Below are 18,944 nucleotides of genomic sequence, written 5' to 3' on the forward strand. Positions count from 1 at the left end.
AAGTCCGTGCCGACCTACCAGTACGCATGTACCGTGTGCGATCACCGGTTCGAGCAGGTGCAGGCCTTCACCGACCCTTCGCTGACCGTATGCCCCGAGTGCTCCGGAAAGTTGCGCAAGCTCTACGGTTCGGTCGGCGTGGTGTTCAAGGGTAGCGGCTTCTACCGCACCGACAGCCGCTCGAACAGCACGAACACCGGCGGCAGCAGCACCTCCGAGAAGAGCGCGGCGAAGTCCGAGAGCTCATCTTCGTCCTCGTCGAGCAGCACTCCGGCAGCCAAGGCTTCCTGAGTCCCGATTTTTGCCGATGCCCCGGGCCATGCGCCCGGGGCATTCGCTTTTCCGGTGGCGTCGGCGTTTCCGGGGACGCTGGGTTCTGGCAGCGCCGGGTTTTCTCCGACGCCAGATCTCCACAGCGCCGGGCTTCCAGCAACGCCAGGGTCTGTCTCCCAGCGGCCCTAGGTTTCCGGCGACGCCGGGTTTCCGGCAACGCCAGGTTCCCGGCAGCGTCGGGCTTCCAGTGACGCGAGGCTCCAGCAACGCCAGGTTTCCAGCGACCCCAGGCTTCCGGCGACGCTAGGTTTCTAGCAGCGCCCGGTTCCCGGCGACCCCCGAGTTTCCAGCGACGCCAGGCTCCCGGCAGCACCGGGCTTCCAGCAGCGCCCGGTTTCCGGCGATGCCGGGTCCCCGCGGGCATTGGCGAGCGACCGTGCGGCATCGACGCCGGTCCGCGCGGGCCAACCGAGCCTTACATCACCCCGGCGGCATCCCGGGCCGACGGCTACCGGGTTGGGGTCGGGCCGCGCCTAGGCACGTCGACGTGTTTGCGCTCGCCGGTGCCGCACGCCGGAGTAGGCGACCTTCCAGTCGGAGGACCTCCACGGAGCTCGCGTTCGAGCTGGTGCTCCTCCCCTGCCACAGCTGTGCGTGGTGGCGAGGTTGTCGCTCGACCGCAAGGACGACGCCGTCCTGGTGTTGCCTGTCCGCCAGGGATCGGACCCAGCACGGCCGCCCGGCAAATCCGGACGTCTTGCCTGTATCGGCACCTTGGTCACAGCATCGGCGCCGCCCGTAGTTACGAGGGACTGCAGTGCTGGCGCCAGCGACTATCTGGCCGCAGTCGCTGTGGATGCATCGCACCCCGCCGGTGCCTTCGTTGGTTTGCCTGCGCGCTACCTCCTTCGGTTTACCGGCGGGGCTGGCCGGGGACTGGCTGGCCGCCGGGTGCTTGCCCTGGGCGGGACTGTCCCTGGGCCTGGAGCAGGTCACGGATCTCGGAGAGGAGTTCGACCTGGGTTGGCTCGGCTGGGCCTGCTTCCTCGCCGCGCTTCCGGCGTTCCTGGATCTTCTTCATCGGCAGCACCAATGCGAAGTAGACCACCGCGGCGATCAGGATGAAGTTGATGACAGCGGTGATCACCGCAGCGAAGTCCATTGTGGACTTAGCGTTGCCGTCGACGATCGTCCAGGCAAGGCCGGTGACGTTCGAGCCACCGATGGACGCGATCAGCGGGTTGAGGATGCTATTCACCACGGCCGTGACCACCGCGGTGAACGCGGTGCCCATCACCACCGCGACTGCCAGTTCCAGCACGTTCCCGCGCATGATGAAGTCCTTGAAACCCTTCAGCACGGCACAACTCCCTCACTGAGAAGAACAGAGAATCACCGGAGCGTAACGGTCACTTCCCTGGCCAATGAGGCGGCCGCCACTCGTGGCGCGGCGTGCCCGGGTAAGGCCACGACGACCAGCCATCCTTGCTCATGCGCTCGCCTCGCCGGTCGAACCGTCACGACCGTCGCAGCCGATGCGAGCACGGTTTGATCCGGCGCGACGATGTCGACCCGAGCCCCCGGCACCAGCAGTTCGGCTACCCCTTCATCAGCCAAACGAATCGGGACCGCCGCCGCGTCCGGCGAGCCTGCTGTCAGACGAGTGTTCTCCGGACCAAGAAGCCGTGCGGATGTGATGGGTTCACCGGCCGCGGCAACACCAGCCAGCACCTGACCAGCCGCGGCCTGGACGTCAGTCAACGCACCCCGCGGGATCAGTGACGGCGGCGCTCTGACGAGTTTCAGGTCCGATGTGGACAGTGTCGTGCCCGGTGCGAGGTCGTGGGCGGCCACGAGCATCTGGGCTTCCGTGGCGTGGTTGGGGCGCCATGCGAGGAACAGGGCGAGGCCCACGAGCGCGACCGCGATGAGCCTGCGGATCGCGACCGTACGGACCCAGCCTTTGGTTCGGAGTGCTTTCAGGAGTTGGGGCATGGTTCAAGGCTGCGGGTTTTGGGTTTGGCTGGCCAGGTGTTGAGGGTGCGGGCTGTGGATCGGTGGTGGGGTGTGGATAAGTCGGGGGAAATCGGGGGTGGGGATTTGACAGTGGGCTCTTGAGCGTTCGCTCAAACTTGGGTTAGGCTTCGTTTTGAGCGAACGCTCAAACCTCAGGGGAGGGGGTTCCAGCCGACGGGGAGCGGCTGGACATAAGGGGGCGCTGTGGGTCATCGGCAGGGAGAAACCGATGGCCCACACGGCGCACCGGGTCAATCCGATTGCGCCGACGGCAAGGCAAAGCCCAGGCGGACCCAGGCAGGCAGAGGAAGGCAAACCAGCCGCGATGGCGGACTGACCGAGAGCACGTTGCTGTGGTTCCGGACAGGCACTGCGGCAGGGCGCCGCCTACAGGTCCGGGACGACAACCGATTCAGCGGGGACGCCGAGCAGAGCGGACTATCGACCCGCTGGAGAGCAGGTCAAACCGGTCGCGAAGATCCGGTCGACCTCGAACGGTCCAATGGCGGCAGAAGGCCGAACACGTCCGGGTGATGGACGCCGATCAGACCAAGCAAAGGGGGAACATGGTGAAACCGCTGTACATCGAGACTCGGATACGGACCGATATGGCGAGGTTGTGGCAGCGGACCCAGGATCCGGCCGAGCATCAACGCTGGGACGCCCGCTTCACTGAGATCGACTACCTGGCAAGTCCGGCGCCCCAAGGCCCGAAAGGATCGAAAAGACCGAAAAGATCGATAGCGCGGCCCATCTGGGAACGACCGAGAGCCCAGCCCGACCCGACACGGCCGATGGCCCAACTGTCGAGAGCCTGTCTGGGCCCGAGAACACAGGCCCGCCACAGCATTTCCGATACTCCACGACCGTCTTCGGCATCAGGATCCATGGCGAAGGTGTCACGTCGAACAAACACCAAGCCACGTCCGCACTGCGATTCCGCTCCAACCACCCGCTGTCGATGATCGTGAGCGGAAGCGGTTACTGGCGATACATCCCCACGCGCCAAGGGATCCGGTTTCTCACGGGCTATGACTACATCCCGCGCTGGCCAACGGGAGACCGGATCTTCCGGCCGCTCATGGGCTGGGCAACCGCGTGGTCCTTCGACAGGCTCAGGATCTGGCTCGAACACGACATTCCGCCGGAGCGGGCCCGGCGGCTGGCGATCGCGGACGCCGCAGCAAGGGCGACGGTACTCGCGGTCGCCGTGAAAGCGAGGAACCCGTTGCTCGCCTTGGTCGCCTTCATCCCCAAGTCTGACTTGGTGCCGTCCGCGCACCGATGCCTCAGAAAGCGACCGCGATGATCTTCAGGCAAGCACTTGGCCGACGCTTCGACGACCTGCATCCTCGGCTCCAGCAGCGTTTCAGCTTCCGGCAATCCTGTATCGGCACTGGCACGATGACCGAGATTTGGCGCGGCGGGCGGCACACCGTCCCCTTCCTTCGGCTCGGCACAAACCGCAACATCCTCTTCCCCGAGACCGGCACCGATGTCCCCTTCACCATCGAGAACCATGTTTACCAGGACAGTTTCGGCCGGGACGTCGTCACGTTCGTGCGCACGTTCGACCTCAGGCCTGGGCTGCGGCGACGGTTTGACGCGACCATGATCTACAGCGGGGAGCGGGGTGCGATCGTCGATTACCTCGGCACGCATCAGCACGTCGCGGTTGACCTTCACCTTGATGTCGATCGCCGTGGTGGCTTGCACATCCGCTCTGGCGAACAGCGGTTTCGGATGGGTGGGCTTGACTTCGTCCTGCCGGAGGGTTTGACCGGCACCGCCGATCTGCACGAGTGGTACGACGACCGTGAGGATTGCTTCCGGATCAGTGTCAGGGTCAGCAATCCGCGCTTCGGGCCGATCTTTGGGTATCACGGCAGGTTCACCGCCCACTACGTCGACACGCCGGTTCCGGCCACCGTGAAGCCGTACCGGGAGGAAGCGAGAGAATGAGGCGTGTCTGAGACGCGGCGCAAGCTGATCGACGGGACCGTCGAGACCATCCGCACCGTAGGCATCAGCGGTGTCTCGGCTCGTTCCATCGCGGCCGCCGCTGGGGTTAACCAAGCGCTTGTTTTTTACCATTTCGGCAGCGTTCACGACCTGCTCGCGGCCGCGTGTATGACGCACACCAAGGCGTCCGTCGAGCTGTTCCAACCGGATCTCGACAAGGTCAGCACGCTCAAAGAGCTGCTCGCGGTCGGCAAGGACATGCACACCAAGCAGTCCGAGACCTTCAACGTCACCATCCTCGCCCAGTTGCTGGCCGGGGCGCGCAACGACGCAGGCCTCGCCGAGACCACCCGCACGGCGTTGCAGCTGTGGATCGACGCCATCGAGAAAGTCCTGATCCGCGTGCTGGCCAAGTCACCGGCCAAGGACCTTGTCGATACGAAGGGTCTGGCCGGCGCGGTGTCGGCCGCGTTCATCGGGCTTGAACTGTACGAAGGCATCGATCCCGCTGGCGCCGCGCGGGCACTGGACACGTTGGACCAGATGGCCGTACTCGTCGAGGTGGTCGACGATCTCGGTCCGATCGCGCGGCGCGCGTTCAAGGCGAAGGTCAAGCGCGTAGTGGATCGCTAGCGAACGCCCGCACGCCCTCGGCAAATCCAACCCGTGCCTGGAAGCCGAGCAACCGTTGCGCAGCCACCGGCGACGCGACGATGTGCCGGACGTCGCCGGAGCGTGCGCCACCGACGATCTGCGGCGATGGGCCGCCGTACGCCGAGGCAAGTGCCTGAGCGAGCTCGCCGACGGTATGTGGTGAACCTGAGCATACGTTAACCGGCACGAACCCGGACACCGAGCTCTCCAAGGCGAGCACGTTTGCCACAGCGACGTCCGTGACATGCACGAAGTCCCGCAGCTGCATGCCGTCCTCCAGCACGGTCGGCGCCTCACCGCGTTCCAGGGCCGAACGGAACAACGCGGCCACGCCCGCGTAAGGCGTGTCCCGAGCCATCCGAGGCCCGTACACGTTGTGATACCGCAGCGCCCATACGTTCCCGTCGGCCTGCCGTGCCCACGTTGAAGCGAGGTGTTCCTGGGCGACTTTCGTGGCCGCGTAGGTACTCCGCGGGTCCAGCGGCGCGTCCTCTTCAATCAACGCCCAGTCGACCGAATCACCACAAATCGGGCACGAAGGTTCATATCGCCCAGCCTTCAGATCTATCGAGACCCGCGGTTCTGGCCGGACATCGCCGTGTACCGAGCACACGTACCGCCCCTCGCCGTACACGACCATCGAAGAAGCGAGAACGAGCTTGCGGACCCCGGCCGAATGCATGGCCGCGAGCACCACTGCAGTTCCATGATCGTTGTTACGCACGTAAAGCGGCGCGTCCGAGGGATCAAGCCCGTGCCCCACCACCGCAGCCTGATGGCACACCGCGTCCACACCGTCCAACAGCCTTGTCATCAGGTCGAAGTCCTGGACATCGCCGCGCACGAAGTTTGTCCACTCTGGAACGGACGAATGCGCCTGTGGCAACAAGTTGTCCACTGACACCACTTCGTGCCCCCGTGTCGTCAGTTCCTCCGCGATGTGGGACCCGATGAACCCGGCCGCGCCGGTGAGCAAAACCCGCATGTGACCAACCGTATGGCCGCTATCACTCCGGCGCTGATGTCCGGGAGCGGACGTCACAGAACGGTCAGATCTCGATACAGATATCTTGGAGCCCATGGAACGCAGCGCGCAGCGGCTGGGCAGGGCTCTCATCGTCGTCGTCGACGACCGGATCGCGCACGGTGAGCACGACGACTCACCGGGTCCACTCGTGACCGAACTGCTGGAGGAGGCCGGTTTCATCGTCGATGGAACGGTCGCTGTCGCAGGTGAGGTCGTCGACATCCGCAACGCGCTGAACACCGCGGTGATCGGTGGTGTCGACCTCGTCGTCACCGTCGGTGGCACGGGTTTGCTTCCGCGTGACGTCACGCCGGACGCCACCCAGGGTGTGCTGGACAAGCGGATCCCGGGTATCGCCGAGGCGCTGCGCTCGTCCGGGCTGGCCGCCGGTGCGGTGGACGCGGGCATCTCGCGTGGCCTGGTCGGCGTGTCGGGCAGCACCCTCGTGGTCAACCTGGCTGGTTCGCGTGCCGCCGTGCGTGACGGCATGGCGACGCTGTCCTCGCTGGTCCCCTACGTGATCGGGGAGCTGTCCGGGTGGGACGGGAACTGACGCCTGAGGAACGCCGCCGCAAGATCGACGAGATCTTCGGCGATGTTCTGCCGGATACGACCAAAGACGAGCGCGAGCCAGACCCCGAGCAGCGGGACGAGGACTGGTACTTGCGCAACAAGCCGCCGCATCACGGCTAAACCACGAGCGGTAGGCGTACTTCGAAGCGGCAACCGGGGCCGTGGTTATGCGCGGTGATCCGGCCCCGGTGGGCCTCTACCAGGCCTTTCGCGATCGCGAGGCCTAGTCCCGCGCCGATCGGCTCGTCTCCGCGCGGCGCCGGTGTGCGCGCCGCGCTGCCCCGGAAAGCCACCTCGAAGACCCGAGCGAGCTCTTGCTCAGGGATTCCGCCGCACGCGTCGTCCACCGAGAGCACGGCGCTGGCGCCGTCCACACCGAGCTGCACTGCGACGGTGCCATCTGGCGGTGTGTGCCTGATGGCATTCGACACGAGGTTACGTACCACCCGCGCGAGCTCGGGATCGCTGCCCAGCACGACCGGCCACGCCTGCGCATCAGCGACCAGGCGGACCTTCTTGCGTTCGGCGACGGACCGCTGACCTGCTAGGGCGTCGCTGACGACATCCTGCAGGGCCACCTCGGACAGGGTCAGCTCCAACGCTCCAGCCGTGATCCTGGACAGCTCGAACAAGTCGTCGACCATGCCGGACAGTCGCCGGGTCTCGCCGCCGATCCGGCTGGCGTAATCCGCGACCTCACGCGGTTCAGCCACCACGCCGTCTGCCAAGGCCTCGGCCATCGCCTGGATTCCCGCCAACGGCGTCCGCAGGTCATGGCTGATCCACGCGACCAGTTCGCGCCGTGAAGCCTCGGCAGCGCGTTCACGGTCGCGCGCTTCCCGTTCCCACACGCTTCGGGCCGCGATCATGCGCCCAAGCAGGATCGCCGCGGGCAGCGTGACGACCATGACCAGCAGGCAAACCAGCAGCATTGTGGCCAGAGTGGCGTTGAACATGAACCCGCTGACACCGAGCACGCCGACAACGACGGCCGCGATCGGGATGATCACGAGCACGGTCAGGTTGGTCGCCAACTGCCTTTTGCGCAGCACGTAGAGCACGAAGACGCCGATCGCGGTCACTGGCACGGTGAACGCCAGCGCGAGCGGCAGGATGTGCAACGCGTGCTCGACCATCGCGCTGAACGGTTCGGCCGGATCGATCATGCTAGGCGCGGTCATAGCGGTACCCCACTCCCCACACGGTCGCGATCCTCAGTGGTTTCGCCGGGTTCGCCTCGATCTTCTCCCGCAATCGTCGCACATGGACGGTCACAGTGGACTGGTCGCCGAAATCCCATCCCCACACCTTGGCCAGCAGCTCGACCCGGGAGAAAGCCTTGCCCGCGTTGGTCATCAGGAACAGAAGCAGGTCGAATTCCCTTGTGGTCAATGACAGTTCGGTGCCGCGCAGGACGGCTTTCCGCGCGCCTGCTTCCACGGTCAGATCGTCGTCCGTCACGACTTGACGACTCTGGGTGGGAACGGCACGCGCGCGCCTGAGGACCGAGCCTACGCGCAGCGCCAACTCCTTGGGGCTGAACGGTTTTGTCACGTAATCGTCGGCGCCGAGCTGCAGTCCGGCGATCCGGTTCTCTTCTTCGCCGAGCGCCGTGAGCATCACGATCGGTACCGCGCTGTGCTGCCGGATCCGCCTGCACACTTCGAGGCCGTCGATTCCCGGCAGCATCAGGTCGAGCACGATCAGGTCAGGTTCGGACCCGGCGACCAGACCGAGCGCTTGCTCGCCATCGCCGGCGAGCGTGACGTCGTGCCCGGCCAGCTCAAGGTATCGCCGTACGACGTCGCGGACCGTTTCGTCGTCGTCAACCACCAGCACGTGGCCCTGTTCGCTCATCGTCCTCACCAGTTCGTCAGCAGCAAGTGATTCACCATAAGCGCGGTGCCCGCCTGCGCAACCAGCCACCACCTCCGTCTCGGCAGGAATCCGGCCGCGGGCACCAGCCAAACCGCGAACGGTAGCCAGATCCGTTCCACCTCGGACTTGGACAGCCCGGAAATATCAGCCATCAGGATGACCACGATCGCGGCCGCGACCAAGGGATAGCGCCAGGCTCGCGGCAACCCGGCTGCCACCGCGGGCCCGATGACCAGCGCGAGGCAGGCGAGGTTCGCCCATACCCAATACCAGTACGGCCGGTCGTTGGCGATGCCCTGGTAGTACCGCTCCACGACCAGGTGATAGCCGTCGAGCCACCAGAACCCTGCCAAAGCGAAGGTGGCGACGACAGCACCGGCGCCCAGCACGGCTATTCCCAACAGCCTGATGCTCCCAACACCACCATTGGGATACAACAGCACGCAGAGGGCGAGGAGGCCGATGAGGACGAGGCCGTAGGACAGGAATATCCCGAAGCCGAGTAGCACCCCACCGGCCAAGGCGGACAGTTTGGTCCGCAGCGCCAGCAAGGCGATCCCGGCAGACGTGACACCGGCGAACATCGCGTCGGCGGACGTTCCCAGCCACACGGCGCCCGGGAACAGCACGATGAACGGCAGCGTGGCCCGTGCGAGTGAAGGTTTCCCCAACGCAGCAACGGCAGCGGGAACAGCGACAGCTGTGACCGCGCCAACGAGAATGCACAGAATTCCTGCCCAGCCACCGCCGGACAGGCCGAGCCGATCCAGCCACACGAACACCAGCGTCGCGCCGGGCGGATGCGCGGATACGTGTGTGGTCCAGGAATCCGGTTGGAAGTCCAGGATTCGTGCGGAGAACGTGCGGAGGAACACACCGATGTCGGTGATCCCAGGGACTTCCTTGAGGTACTCGTCCCCGCTGGTGAGCTGCTCGGCGATGCCGGGTTTCCAGCCATCGATCAAGGCCAGGGAGACAATCCAGCCCACGCTCGTGAGGTAGGCAAGCAGCAATGCTTTGCGCCACGGCAATCGGGCAGCCAGCGACGGACCCCATGCGATCACCGCGATCGCGACCATGATCGAGAGTGGGGTGCCGATGCCGATATGCGGCGCCCATTGGGCGAGAATGGGCCATTCGCCGAACGTGTCCGGCGCGCCCGGGAAGTGCTTACTGCCGTACAACCGGATACCGAAACCAAAACCGACGGCGATGGCGGCGACCAACAAGGCGAGCGCGACCACATCGCCGCGTATTCTGACAGCGCGGGACACAGGCCGAACCGTAATGCCGCCGCGGCAGGACAACCAGCTGGATCGGCGAGCCGTCACAACTCCGTAAGAAGTGCGGTGACGTCATAAATCGGTAAGCGCCGCAACGGGTCCTAGCTTATCCATGATGGACTTAACTTCCCAGTCATGGACATGATCGATGTGGTGTTGCCTTGCCTCGACGAGGCCGCGGCACTGCCGTCAGTGCTCGGCGCGATGCCCGCCGGGTATCGCGCGATCGTGGTGGACAACGGGTCGTCCGACGACTCGCCCCGGATCGCCGCGAACCTTGGCGCCACAGTGATTCACGAACCTCGACGCGGCTACGGCGCTGCCGTCCACACAGGACTGGAAAATGCGACCGCCGATCTGGTGGCGTTCATGGACGCGGACGCCTCACTCGACCCGGCGGACCTACCTCGCCTGGTCCAAAGCGTCCGGGACGGCGCCGACATGGCAGTTGCCCGACGCGTGCCGATCAGCCGTGAAGTCTGGCCATGGCATGCCAGAGCGGGAAATGCCTTGCTGGCGGCGTTGCTACGAAGCCGAGGCTTGCCCGTGAAAGACATCGCGCCGATGCGAGTCGTCCAGCGCGCCAAGCTCCTGGCGCTCGGCGTGCAGGACCGCGCTTTCGGGTATCCGCTGGAACTGTTGATAAGAGCCAACAAGAACGGCTGGCGCGTGGTTGAACACGACGTGGATTACCAAGCACGCGCGGCCGGAACAAAGTCCAAAGTGTCCGGCTCGGTCCGTGGCACTGTGCGCGCGATCCGCGACATGGCTGGAGTGCTGCGATGACTTCCCTGCTTGTGATGGCCAAGGCGCCTGTTCCCGGGCTGGCCAAGACGCGGCTCTGCCCACCTGCGACCTATGCCGAAGCCGCGGATATCGCCGCGGCTGCCTTGCTGGACACTCTGGACGCCGTGCTCGCGGTTCCTGACGTCACACCGGTTGTCGCATTGGCCGGAAATCTGGATCGGGCGGCGCGTCGGGACGATCTTGAGGTCCTGTTGCGGCGGACGACCGTGATTCCACAGCGCGGCAAGACATTTGGCGAACGGCTTGCCAACGCTCACCAGGACGTCGATGGGCCCGTGCTGCAGATCGGGATGGACACACCGCAGGTCACGCCCGCTTTGTTGATCAGTGCCGTGGAACGCCTCGCGGAGCTGGACGCTGTGCTGGGACACGCGTCAGACGGTGGGTGGTGGGCCCTGGGACTTCGGGATCCGCTTGAGGCCGCCGTTCTGAAGGATGTGCCGATGTCACGGCCGGACACGGGTGAGCGGACGTGGCTGGCGTTCAGTCATCTGCGGATCGGGCACCTGCCGGTTCTGTCCGATGTGGACACAATGGCCGACGCGGCTCGGGTGGCGAGCCAAACAAGTGGCCGGTTCGCGTCGACGGTTGGTGCCCGATGACCGGCTTCGATCTTGCGTTGAAGAGCACCGAATGCTGGCTCGAACTGGCCAGTGGGGAACGGATCGCACTGCCGGTCGATCGTTGGCGCGCCACATCGACCGCCGACGAGATGCTGCTGGCCCACTGCTCGGGACCCACATTGGATATCGGCTGCGGCCCTGGTCGCCTGACAAGCGCGTTGTCCGGCCGGGGAGTCCCCGCGCTCGGGGTCGACGTCTCGCCCGTCGCTGTGGCACAAACGCTTGCTCGAGGCGCGGTCGCCGTGCAGCGTGACGTCTTCGATCCATTGCCCGGCGAAGGGCGTTGGCACAGCGTCCTTCTGGCAGATGGGAACATTGGCATCGGTGGCGATCCGGTGCGGTTGCTCCGCCGCATTCGACAGCTGATCTCCCATAACGGCAAGGTTCTCGCGGAGGTCGAACTGCCGGGCTTCGGGTTGAGACATCAGCCGGTGCGGGTCAACGGCACAGGAGCATGGTTTCCATGGGCGTGGGTGGGCGCGGACGCGATCGACTCGCTCGCGGCACAAGCGGGATTCGAGACAAGGTGGGTCGCGGAAGGCGGCGACCGCTGGTTCACGGAGTTGCGATGAAGTTCACAAGTGCCGCACACAGCGAGAAAGCCACAGCCAGGATCGGATTGTGGCTAGGGATCGCGTTTCTTGTCTGCTTTGTCACCGGGCTGATCAGTCACGCGCTCCAGCACCCGCCATCCTGGTTCTTCTGGCCGTCACGGCCGGTGAACCTCTACCGGATCACCCAGGGACTGCACGTGATCTCCGGCGTCGCCGCGATTCCGTTGCTGCTGGCGAAGTTGTGGTCGGTATATCCGAAGCTATTCGAACGACCGTTGATCAAATCCCTGCCACACGCGCTGGAGCGTGGCTCGATCCTGGTGTTGTCCGGTGCCGCGTTCTTCGAACTGGTCACCGGGATCTTCAATGTGGCCCAGAACTATGTGTTCACGTTCTACTTCCCGGTCGCGCACTACGCCGTCGCGTGGATCGCGGTTGGCGCGATCCTGCTGCACATCGCTGTCAAGCTCCCGGTTGTTCGCCGTGGACTTGAGCGGGACCTGGATCCGTCGCGACGGGCGTTTCTGCGGACGACATGGCTGGCTTCCGGGGTTGCCGTCGTGGCGACCGCTGGTGTGACGGTTCCGTTCTTGCGAGAGGTTTCCGCGCTTGCCTGGCGGTCAACCAAAGGGCCACAAGGGGTTCCGGTGAATCGGACGGCCGTGGCCGCTGGCGTGACCAAGGATCCTTCATGGACATTGGAGGTCGCCGGGAAGCGGTTCACTTTGGCACAGCTGACGGCGATGCAGCAGACCACAGCCGATCTGCCGATCGCTTGTGTCGAGGGATGGAGCCAGTCGGCGAGCTGGACCGGGGTTCCCGTGGCTGACGTGTTGAAAGCCGCTGGCGCTGAACCTGGCGTGGCCGTGCGGGTGCATTCGATGGAGCAGAACGGGCTGTACCGGACGAGCACATTGCCCGGCGAGCACACCAAGGATCCGTTGACACTGCTGGCATTACGGTGCAATGGCGAGGAGCTCGACCTTGATCACGGTTACCCGTGCCGGATCATCGCACCGAGCAGGCCGGGCGTGCTGCAGACCAAGTGGGTCAACCGGTTGGAGGTGCTGTGAAGACTCGGGTCGCGCTCGGTCTTGCCGGGCTCGTGATGATGGCCTGGGGTGCTCTGCTGGCTCTTGAGGTGCCGACGATTGTGGAGTTCGGGGCGTGGTTCCTGGCCGGTCCGATCCTGCACGACTTGATCTTGGCTCCGATTGTGGGCCTGGTCGGGCTCGTCATCCGCGGTCCGGTCAAGGTGGGCGCCGTGGTGTCCGGGATCCTTGTGCTGATCGCGGTTCCCGTTATCTGGCAACCACATGTGCCCGTGAACCCTGGGCTGCACGATCGCGACTACTGGCTGGGGCTGGCGATCAGCCTCGGGGTTGTCTGGTTGCTGGTGCTGGTTGGAATCGTCTGGCGACGCATGGCTGCGTCGCCTCGGCGGAACTGAGTTCACCGAGGCGACGCTGTCTTGGCCATCACGCGCGCTTGCTGAACTTCGAGCGTGCCCAGGCGTAGCCGATCACGGCAAGGCCGACCGACCAGCAGATCGCGGCGATGGTCTGCCCAGTGTCCGGCACGCCGGTAAGGAATCCGCGGACGGACTCGATGAACGACGTGAACGGCTGGTACTGGGCGAATTCCCGGATACCGGCGCCCATCTTGTCGGCGGGGACGACCGCGCTGCTGAAGAACGGCAGCATGATCAACGGCACGGTTGCGCCACCCGCTGATTCCGGCGTCTTGGCGGCAAGACCGAGAGCGACCGTGAGCCAGCTGACCGCGATGACCACCAGTGCGATCACACCCACAGCAGCGAGCCACTGTGCGAAGGACGCGTTGGGGCTGTATCCGAACAGGAACGCCACGCCGACGATCGCGGCGAGGGCAAACCCGATGCGCACCATCGTGGCCACGACGTGGCCGGTCAGCACGGCGCCTCGGGAGACGTCCATGACCTTGAAGCGGTTGATGATGCCTTTGGTCATGTCGGAGTTGACGGCGATGGCGGTGGCACTCAGGCCGTAGGAGATCGCGAAGATGATCATGCCGGGGGTGGCGTAGTTGACGTAGTCGCCGCCACCGACGTTGAACGCGTCGCCGAAGACGTACACGAACATCACCATCATCAGGACGGGCATGACGATCCCGTTGAACACCGCGAACGGCGCCCGCAGGGTGTGCTTGAAGTTGCGGCGAAGCATGATCGCGGCGTCGGTGCTCATGATGCGATGGCCTCCGTCTTGCTCGAGTGACCGGTCAGGGCAAGGAAAACGTCGTCGAGGTCGGGCATCCGCACCGTGAACTCCTCGACATCGATGGCGTACTCGTCAAGGCGGTCAAGCAATGTCCGCATGGACTTGACGCCGCCATCACTGGGCACGCGCAAGATCAGGCTCTCCGGATCCGGGGCAGAGCCAGGCAGGACGCGGACCGCGGCGTCCAACTGGCTGGCGCTGGCGAACCGCAGCTGCACGTGGCCGCCGGGAATCTGGCGCTTGAGCTGCTCGGGCGTGCCCTCGGCGACCAACCTGCCCTGGTCGAGGACTGCGATCCGGTCGGCGAGCTGATCGGCTTCTTCGAGGTATTGGGTGGTCAGGAAGATTGTGGTGCCGTCGGCCACCAGCTCACGCACGATGTTCCACATCGTGCGGCGGCTACGCGGGTCCAGGCCGGTTGTCGGCTCGTCAAGGAAGATGATCCGGGGCCTGCTGACCAGGGTCATCGCCAGGTCCAGCTTGCGGCGCATGCCACCGGAGTACGTCGCCGCCCGCTTCTCGGCCGCTTCCGTCAGGTCGAAGCGGCTCAGCAGGTGGTCGATTGTGGTGCGGCCTTCTTTGCCGGTCAGGTGGTGCAGGTCCACCATCAGCTGGAGGTTCTCGCGGCCGGACAGCAGTTCGTCGACTGAGGCGAACTGGCCGGTCACGCCTATGGAGGAACGCACCTTCTTGGTCTCGGTGGCCACGTCGTACCCGGCTACCCGGGCTGTTCCAGCGTCGAAGCTGAGCAGGGTGGTGAGGACGTTCACCGTGGTCGTCTTGCCCGCGCCGTTGGGGCCGAGCAACGAGTAGACGCTGCCTGCCCGGACATCCAGGTCGATGCCGTCGAGCACGACTTTGTCCTTGTAGGCCTTCTTCAGCCCCGAAGCCGTAATCGCTGCGCTTGTCATGGGAGCTAATGTGCGCGGCGGGCCTGACACGCCCCTGACCCCAACCTGACACGGCCCCTGACGCGCCGTGTCCACCGTTCCAGCACACCGTGTCCACCGTTCCAGCACACCGTGTCCACCGTTCCAGCACACCGTGTCCACCGTTCCAGCACAATGAAATGCGCGTTGCTGGTGGCTGGGATCGCTGCCTTCGCTTCCAGCTGGGTTGGGTGGGGTGAACTACCGCGCGTCCGCCCCACCGGCACGGCGTGTCAAACTGCTCGACTCGCTTCCAGCCTTGTTGCTCGCCTCCGTGCGCCGCTCGCGCGTTCAACACGCCATGCCGGAGCGGCAGACACGCGCGTCGGTGTACGCGCCCTTGTCCCGCGGACCTCACTTTGTTCGGGCCGCGGTCCCGGGCGCATGTTGGGGTGGGACGCGCCTTTGGGTTCTCGCCTTATCCCGCACACACCGGAGCCGCACCGACGGGTGAGGGGGTACCCGTCGGGTGCGGCTCGGCATTGCCGGCTCAGGGGCATTGAGCCGGGGGCCGATCTCCCCGAGAGAATCGGCTGTTCCGGCCCACCCGACTGGGCCGGAGCTGGTTTCTCCTCGCGAGGCTCACGCTCGCCCTGCACAAGCGGAGCCTCAGCGAGGAGAGTTGGTCTCGACCGCGTCGGCGGCCGAGCGTTTAGTTGGGGACTGGTTGGCTGCCGAGGGTGGCGGTCACCGTCTTTGTTCCGTTGCCGATCGTCAACGTCACCTTGTCGCCTGGTGCCAGGGATCGGACCGCTGCGACCAGCGCATCGGAGGTGTCGATACGGCGGTCGTTCAGCTTCGTCACCACGTCGCCCACCGCGACACCGGCTGCCTGGGCCGCGCCGCCTTGGACGACCTGGCTCACGCGGGCTCCGCCGTTCTGGTCGGTCTGCACCGACACACCCAACACCGTCTGCGTTGCCTTGCCGGTCTTCACGATCTCGTCCGCTGTCCTGCGGGCTTGGTCGATCGGGATCGCGAAGCCGATGCCCACCGATCCGCCTTGCTGGCGCGACGAGCTGTTCGGGCTGTAGATCGCCGAGTTGATCCCGACGACCTGGCCGGCCATGTTCACCAGTGGCCCGCCGGAGTTGCCTGGGTTGATCGCCGCGTCGGTCTGGATCGCGTCCATCACCGTCGCCTCCGAGCCGTTGTCGCCGCCTGCCCTGGTCGGTCGGTGCAGGGAGCTGACAATGCCGGAGGTCACGGTGCCGGACAGCTCGAACGGCGAGCCGATCGCGACCACGGCCTGGCCGACCTTCAGGTCGTCCGACCTGCCGAGTACGACCGGCGTCTTGCCGGAGACGCCCTTGGCCTGCACCACAGCGAGGTCGGATGACGGGTCACGGCCGATGACCGTGGCGTCCGCGGTCTGGCCGTCCTGGAAGACGACCTTGAGCGTGCCACCTCCGACGGCTTGTTCGATCACGTGGTTGTTCGTGATGACCAGGCCGTCCTGCCGGATGACGAAGCCGGAACCCTCACCGCTCTGGGTACGCAGCTGCACCACGCTTGACAGCGTCTTGTTCGCGACTGCCTCGATCGTGCCGTCAGGGGCATTGGCGGACACGTTCGCGGCAGGCGGCGGAACATCCAGCGAGGAAGGCGCGGACGCGGCGTTGTTCTCCGAGACGAGATAGCCGCCGATAGCACCCGCGCCACCCCCGACGATCAGCGCGAGCACCGCGACCCCTACTACGAGGCCGTTGGCGCGTCGTGGCGGCGATGCTTGTCCCAGCGGGGGTGGCGTCGGGTACGTGTGGGTCGTGCTCGGTGGCACGTACACGCCCGCCTGTCCCTGCTGCCCGCCCACTGCGGAGCCGAACAGCACCTGCTGGGGTTGCTGTTGCGGCGCCGCCCACGCATGGGCGGGCGTGTCAGTCCCGGCCGACTCCGGTGGAGTCTCCCGCTGGACCTCGTGCGTCGGCTGCCACTGCGCCTGCTCTCGCGCCACTTCCTGGGCATCGGGCTTGGCTGCTGGCTGCTCCTGCTGAGGCTGCTCCTGCCTAGTGGTGTCCTGCGGGCGCCAGTACGCGTCCTGCGGGTCCTGCCGCGGCGGCTCCTGCGGGCCGGGGCTGTTCTCGGTCATGGCTCATAGCTTGCCGTCTACGCCTGAGAACCGCCTGAGATGAACCTTGGACTTGGCCCCAAAAACTCAGACAGCGCTCCGCAGGCGTTCGGCCACCGCTTCCGGGGTCGTGTCGTTGATCCACACGGCCATCCCGGACTCCGACCCGGCCAGGTACTTCAGCTTGTCCTTGGTCCGCAGCACGGAGAACACCTCGAGATGCAGCCACGCCAGGTCACGCCCTTCGCGCACCGGAGCCTGGTGCCAGGCCGCTATATAAGGGAGAGGACGGTCATACAGCGAGTCCAGGTGCTTGAGCACGCGTGAGTACAGGTCCGCGAAGTCGTCACGCTCAACAGAAGTCAACGCGGGCAAGTCCGGCACCTGGCGGTGTGGCACCACGTGCACCTCGACCGGCCACCGAGCCGCCGCGGGCACAAAAGCCGTCCAGTGCTCAGACGATTCGATCACGCGAGTCCCCACCGCGCGCTCCGCGGCCAGCACATCGCCCATCACCGGGCGACCATGCTTGTCCTGGTACGCCGAAGCAACCTCGAGCATCCGCTCGGTGCGCGGAGTGATGAACGGGTACCCGTAGATCTGGCCGTGCGGGTGGCTCAGCGTGACGCCGATTTCCTCGCCACGGTTCTCGAACGGGAAAACCTGTGCCACATAAGGCAATGCGGACATCGCCTCGGTCCGGTCTGCCCAGACGTCAACCACAGTCCGGATCCGCGGCACGGTCAGCTCACCAAAAGAACTGTTGTGGTTCGAGGTGAAACAGACCACCTCGCAACGGCCGCTGCCCGGCGCGCGCGGCACCATGTCCATTCCGTCCACAGTGGTCGGGGCGAAGCCATCCCCGTTGGTGTGCGAGAAGGACGGGAAGCGGTTCTCGAAGACAACAACGTCATAGCTCGACTCGGGAATCTCGGTCGGCCGGCCCGGCTCGCTTGGACACAGTGGACACGTCTCGGCCGGCGGTTTGTACGTCCGCGTCTGCCGGTGTGCGGCCATCACCACCCACTCGTCGGTCAGCGGGTCACGCCGGATCTCCGAACTCGGGTGGAACGGGGGCAGGTCTCTTGTGTCTTTCGCGGTACGAGCCGGTGCGTCCGGTGTGTCGTCGAAATACACGATTTCCCGGCCGTCAGCCAGCCGGTTCACCGTACGCCTCACGCGGTTTCCCCTCCGGTGTCGGAAATCCCATCCTCATTCACCTCGGCGATCATCAACTCACCGACGCGCTCGGCCAGGAACTCCCGGCCTTCCTGGCTCAACCCGTCGTCCGTGACCAGCACATCGGCGTCCTCGAGGTCCGCGATGGTGGAAATCCCGACGGTTCCCCACTTCGTGTGATCGGCGAGCACGACCAGCCGGCCGCCCGCCTCGACCAGAGCGCGGTTGGTCTCGCTCTCGTTGAGGTTCGGCGTCGTGTAGCCCGGTCCGGTGGCCATGCCGTGCACACCAAGAAAAACCATGTCCAAATGCAACGACCGCAACGTGTGCACCGCAACCGGACCGACTAAAGCGTCCGACGGCGTGCGCACTCCGCCCGTCAGCACGACTGTCCTGTCGGAACGGCCGGTGCGCTGTAGGACGTCGGCGACCTGGATCGAGTTCGTGACCACGGTCAGCTCGGGCACGTCGTCGAGGTACCTGGCGAGCGTCCAGGTCGTCGTCCCCGCGGACAGCCCGATCGCGGTGCCCGGTTTGACCAGGGTCGCGGCGAGTGCGGAGATCGCTTCCTTCTGCGGCAGTTGCTGGACGGACTTCGCCTCGAAACCGGGCTCGTCGGTGCTGCGGCCGACGACCGCGGTCGCGCCGCCGTACACCTTCTCCACCAGCCCACGGCGCGACAGAACCTCGAGGTCACGGCGGACGGTCATATCCGAAACGCCCAGCCGGTCGACCAAGTCACTGACCCGGACCGCCCCGGTCTTCTTGACCTCTTCGAGGATCATCGCCTGCCGCTGCCGCGCGAGCACCGCACACCCCTTCCAGCCCATGCCGTCACCCGTCGCGACGACACGCACTCG

At 65.6% G+C, this 18,944-nt stretch carries 22 protein-coding genes; 11 read left to right on the plus strand and 11 right to left on the minus strand.

From position 1 onward, the window contains the following. Nucleotides 1–6: 6 nt before the first annotated feature. Entirely contained in the window at nt 7–291 is a 285-nt protein-coding gene (locus LWC34_RS39185) for an FmdB family zinc ribbon protein (RefSeq protein ID WP_233730262.1), read from the plus strand. An 895-nt stretch (nt 292–1,186) separates the two neighbouring features. On the opposite strand, the gene mscL is transcribed toward LWC34_RS39185, so the two are convergent. Together mscL and LWC34_RS39195 are read right to left on the minus strand one after the other, a co-directional pair. Continuing rightward, complete coding sequence (gene mscL, locus LWC34_RS39190) at nt 1,187–1,633, minus strand: large conductance mechanosensitive channel protein MscL (RefSeq protein ID WP_233730263.1); 447 nt, start codon at nt 1,631–1,633, stop codon at nt 1,187–1,189. Nucleotides 1,634–1,665: 32 nt separating this feature from the next. Continuing rightward, complete coding sequence (locus LWC34_RS39195; RefSeq protein WP_233730264.1) at nt 1,666–2,268, minus strand: SAF domain-containing protein; 603 nt, start codon at nt 2,266–2,268, stop codon at nt 1,666–1,668. Nucleotides 2,269–3,250: 982 nt separating this feature from the next. Here LWC34_RS39195 and LWC34_RS39200 point away from each other — a divergent pair. Genes LWC34_RS39200 through LWC34_RS39210 form a run of 3 tightly spaced genes read left to right on the plus strand, consistent with a single transcriptional unit; the run spans nt 3,251 to nt 4,884 of the window. Beyond that, nucleotides 3,251–3,598, plus strand: a complete 348-nt coding sequence (locus LWC34_RS39200; RefSeq protein ID WP_233730265.1) for a hypothetical protein — start codon at nt 3,251–3,253, stop codon at nt 3,596–3,598. Next, a complete protein-coding gene (locus LWC34_RS39205; protein ID WP_250109462.1) occupies nt 3,595–4,251 on the plus strand; it encodes a DUF4166 domain-containing protein in 657 nt (218 codons plus the stop codon). Before LWC34_RS39200 ends, LWC34_RS39205 begins: the two co-directional genes overlap by 4 nt. A gap of 3 nt (nt 4,252–4,254) precedes the next feature. Further along, nucleotides 4,255–4,884: a TetR/AcrR family transcriptional regulator gene (locus LWC34_RS39210; RefSeq protein ID WP_233730267.1), complete on the plus strand. Its 630-nt coding sequence runs from the start codon at nt 4,255–4,257 to the stop codon at nt 4,882–4,884. Here LWC34_RS39210 and LWC34_RS39215 read toward each other — a convergent pair. Continuing rightward, the gene (locus LWC34_RS39215; protein ID WP_233730268.1) at nt 4,862–5,890 is read right to left on the minus strand and encodes an NAD-dependent epimerase/dehydratase family protein; all 1,029 of its coding nucleotides are present in this window, start codon (nt 5,888–5,890) and stop codon (nt 4,862–4,864) included. The genes LWC34_RS39210 and LWC34_RS39215 overlap by 23 nt on opposite strands. A gap of 94 nt (nt 5,891–5,984) precedes the next feature. On the opposite strand from LWC34_RS39215, the gene LWC34_RS39220 reads away from it, so the two are divergent. Beyond that, the gene (locus LWC34_RS39220) at nt 5,985–6,485 is read left to right on the plus strand and encodes a MogA/MoaB family molybdenum cofactor biosynthesis protein (RefSeq protein WP_233730269.1); all 501 of its coding nucleotides are present in this window, start codon (nt 5,985–5,987) and stop codon (nt 6,483–6,485) included. Then, on the plus strand, nt 6,470–6,625 hold the full coding sequence (locus LWC34_RS39225) for a hypothetical protein (protein WP_233730270.1): 156 nt from the start codon (nt 6,470–6,472) through the stop codon (nt 6,623–6,625). The genes LWC34_RS39220 and LWC34_RS39225 overlap by 16 nt, the downstream gene beginning before the upstream one ends. On the opposite strand, the gene LWC34_RS39230 is transcribed toward LWC34_RS39225, so the two are convergent. From LWC34_RS39230 to LWC34_RS39240, 3 genes are read right to left on the minus strand one after another with little or no spacing between them, the layout of a single operon-like run. Continuing rightward, nucleotides 6,622–7,671: a sensor histidine kinase gene (locus LWC34_RS39230; protein WP_233730988.1), complete on the minus strand. Its 1,050-nt coding sequence runs from the start codon at nt 7,669–7,671 to the stop codon at nt 6,622–6,624. The two genes, LWC34_RS39225 and LWC34_RS39230, sit on opposite strands and share 4 nt — an antisense overlap. 1 nt (nt 7,672) lies before the next feature. Next, nucleotides 7,673–8,362: a response regulator transcription factor gene (locus LWC34_RS39235; protein WP_233730271.1), complete on the minus strand. Its 690-nt coding sequence runs from the start codon at nt 8,360–8,362 to the stop codon at nt 7,673–7,675. A gap of 5 nt (nt 8,363–8,367) precedes the next feature. Beyond that, nucleotides 8,368–9,657: a hypothetical protein gene (locus tag LWC34_RS39240; protein WP_233730272.1), complete on the minus strand. Its 1,290-nt coding sequence runs from the start codon at nt 9,655–9,657 to the stop codon at nt 8,368–8,370. 144 nt (nt 9,658–9,801) lie between these two features. Between LWC34_RS39240 and LWC34_RS39245 the strand changes: the two genes are divergently transcribed. The 5 genes from LWC34_RS39245 to LWC34_RS39265 are packed head-to-tail and all read left to right on the plus strand — an operon-like array spanning nt 9,802 to nt 13,100. After that, a complete protein-coding gene (locus tag LWC34_RS39245) occupies nt 9,802–10,452 on the plus strand; it encodes a glycosyltransferase family 2 protein (protein ID WP_233730273.1) in 651 nt (216 codons plus the stop codon). After that, entirely contained in the window at nt 10,449–11,075 is a 627-nt protein-coding gene (locus LWC34_RS39250) for a TIGR04282 family arsenosugar biosynthesis glycosyltransferase (RefSeq protein WP_233730274.1), read from the plus strand. Before LWC34_RS39245 ends, LWC34_RS39250 begins: the two co-directional genes overlap by 4 nt. Then, nucleotides 11,072–11,668: a methyltransferase domain-containing protein gene (locus LWC34_RS39255; RefSeq protein ID WP_233730275.1), complete on the plus strand. Its 597-nt coding sequence runs from the start codon at nt 11,072–11,074 to the stop codon at nt 11,666–11,668. Before LWC34_RS39250 ends, LWC34_RS39255 begins: the two co-directional genes overlap by 4 nt. After that, a complete protein-coding gene (locus LWC34_RS39260) occupies nt 11,665–12,723 on the plus strand; it encodes a molybdopterin-dependent oxidoreductase (protein ID WP_233730276.1) in 1,059 nt (352 codons plus the stop codon). Before LWC34_RS39255 ends, LWC34_RS39260 begins: the two co-directional genes overlap by 4 nt. Next, nucleotides 12,720–13,100: a hypothetical protein gene (locus tag LWC34_RS39265; RefSeq protein WP_233730277.1), complete on the plus strand. Its 381-nt coding sequence runs from the start codon at nt 12,720–12,722 to the stop codon at nt 13,098–13,100. Before LWC34_RS39260 ends, LWC34_RS39265 begins: the two co-directional genes overlap by 4 nt. A 28-nt stretch (nt 13,101–13,128) precedes the next feature. Here LWC34_RS39265 and LWC34_RS39270 read toward each other — a convergent pair whose 3' ends face one another. The 5 genes from LWC34_RS39270 to LWC34_RS39290 form a co-directional block, all read right to left on the minus strand. Beyond that, nucleotides 13,129–13,875: an ABC transporter permease gene (locus tag LWC34_RS39270; protein WP_233730278.1), complete on the minus strand. Its 747-nt coding sequence runs from the start codon at nt 13,873–13,875 to the stop codon at nt 13,129–13,131. Then, complete coding sequence (locus tag LWC34_RS39275) at nt 13,872–14,819, minus strand: ATP-binding cassette domain-containing protein (protein ID WP_233730279.1); 948 nt, start codon at nt 14,817–14,819, stop codon at nt 13,872–13,874. The genes LWC34_RS39270 and LWC34_RS39275 overlap by 4 nt, the downstream gene beginning before the upstream one ends. Before the next feature lie 670 nt (nt 14,820–15,489). Next, complete coding sequence (locus tag LWC34_RS39280; protein WP_233730280.1) at nt 15,490–16,926, minus strand: S1C family serine protease; 1,437 nt, start codon at nt 16,924–16,926, stop codon at nt 15,490–15,492. 66 nt (nt 16,927–16,992) lie between these two features. After that, nucleotides 16,993–18,084 carry a galactose-1-phosphate uridylyltransferase gene (galT, locus tag LWC34_RS39285; protein ID WP_233730281.1) on the minus strand — a complete coding sequence of 364 codons (1,092 nt, stop codon included), beginning with the start codon at nt 18,082–18,084 and terminating at the stop codon, nt 16,993–16,995. Beyond that, nucleotides 18,081–18,893 carry a DeoR/GlpR family DNA-binding transcription regulator gene (locus LWC34_RS39290; RefSeq protein WP_233730989.1) on the minus strand — a complete coding sequence of 271 codons (813 nt, stop codon included), beginning with the start codon at nt 18,891–18,893 and terminating at the stop codon, nt 18,081–18,083. Before LWC34_RS39290 ends, galT begins: the two co-directional genes overlap by 4 nt. Nucleotides 18,894–18,944: the final 51 nt, after the last annotated feature.

The organism is Kibdelosporangium philippinense (genome assembly GCF_021390435.2).
GTDB lineage: Bacteria > Actinomycetota > Actinomycetes > Mycobacteriales > Pseudonocardiaceae > Kibdelosporangium > Kibdelosporangium philippinense.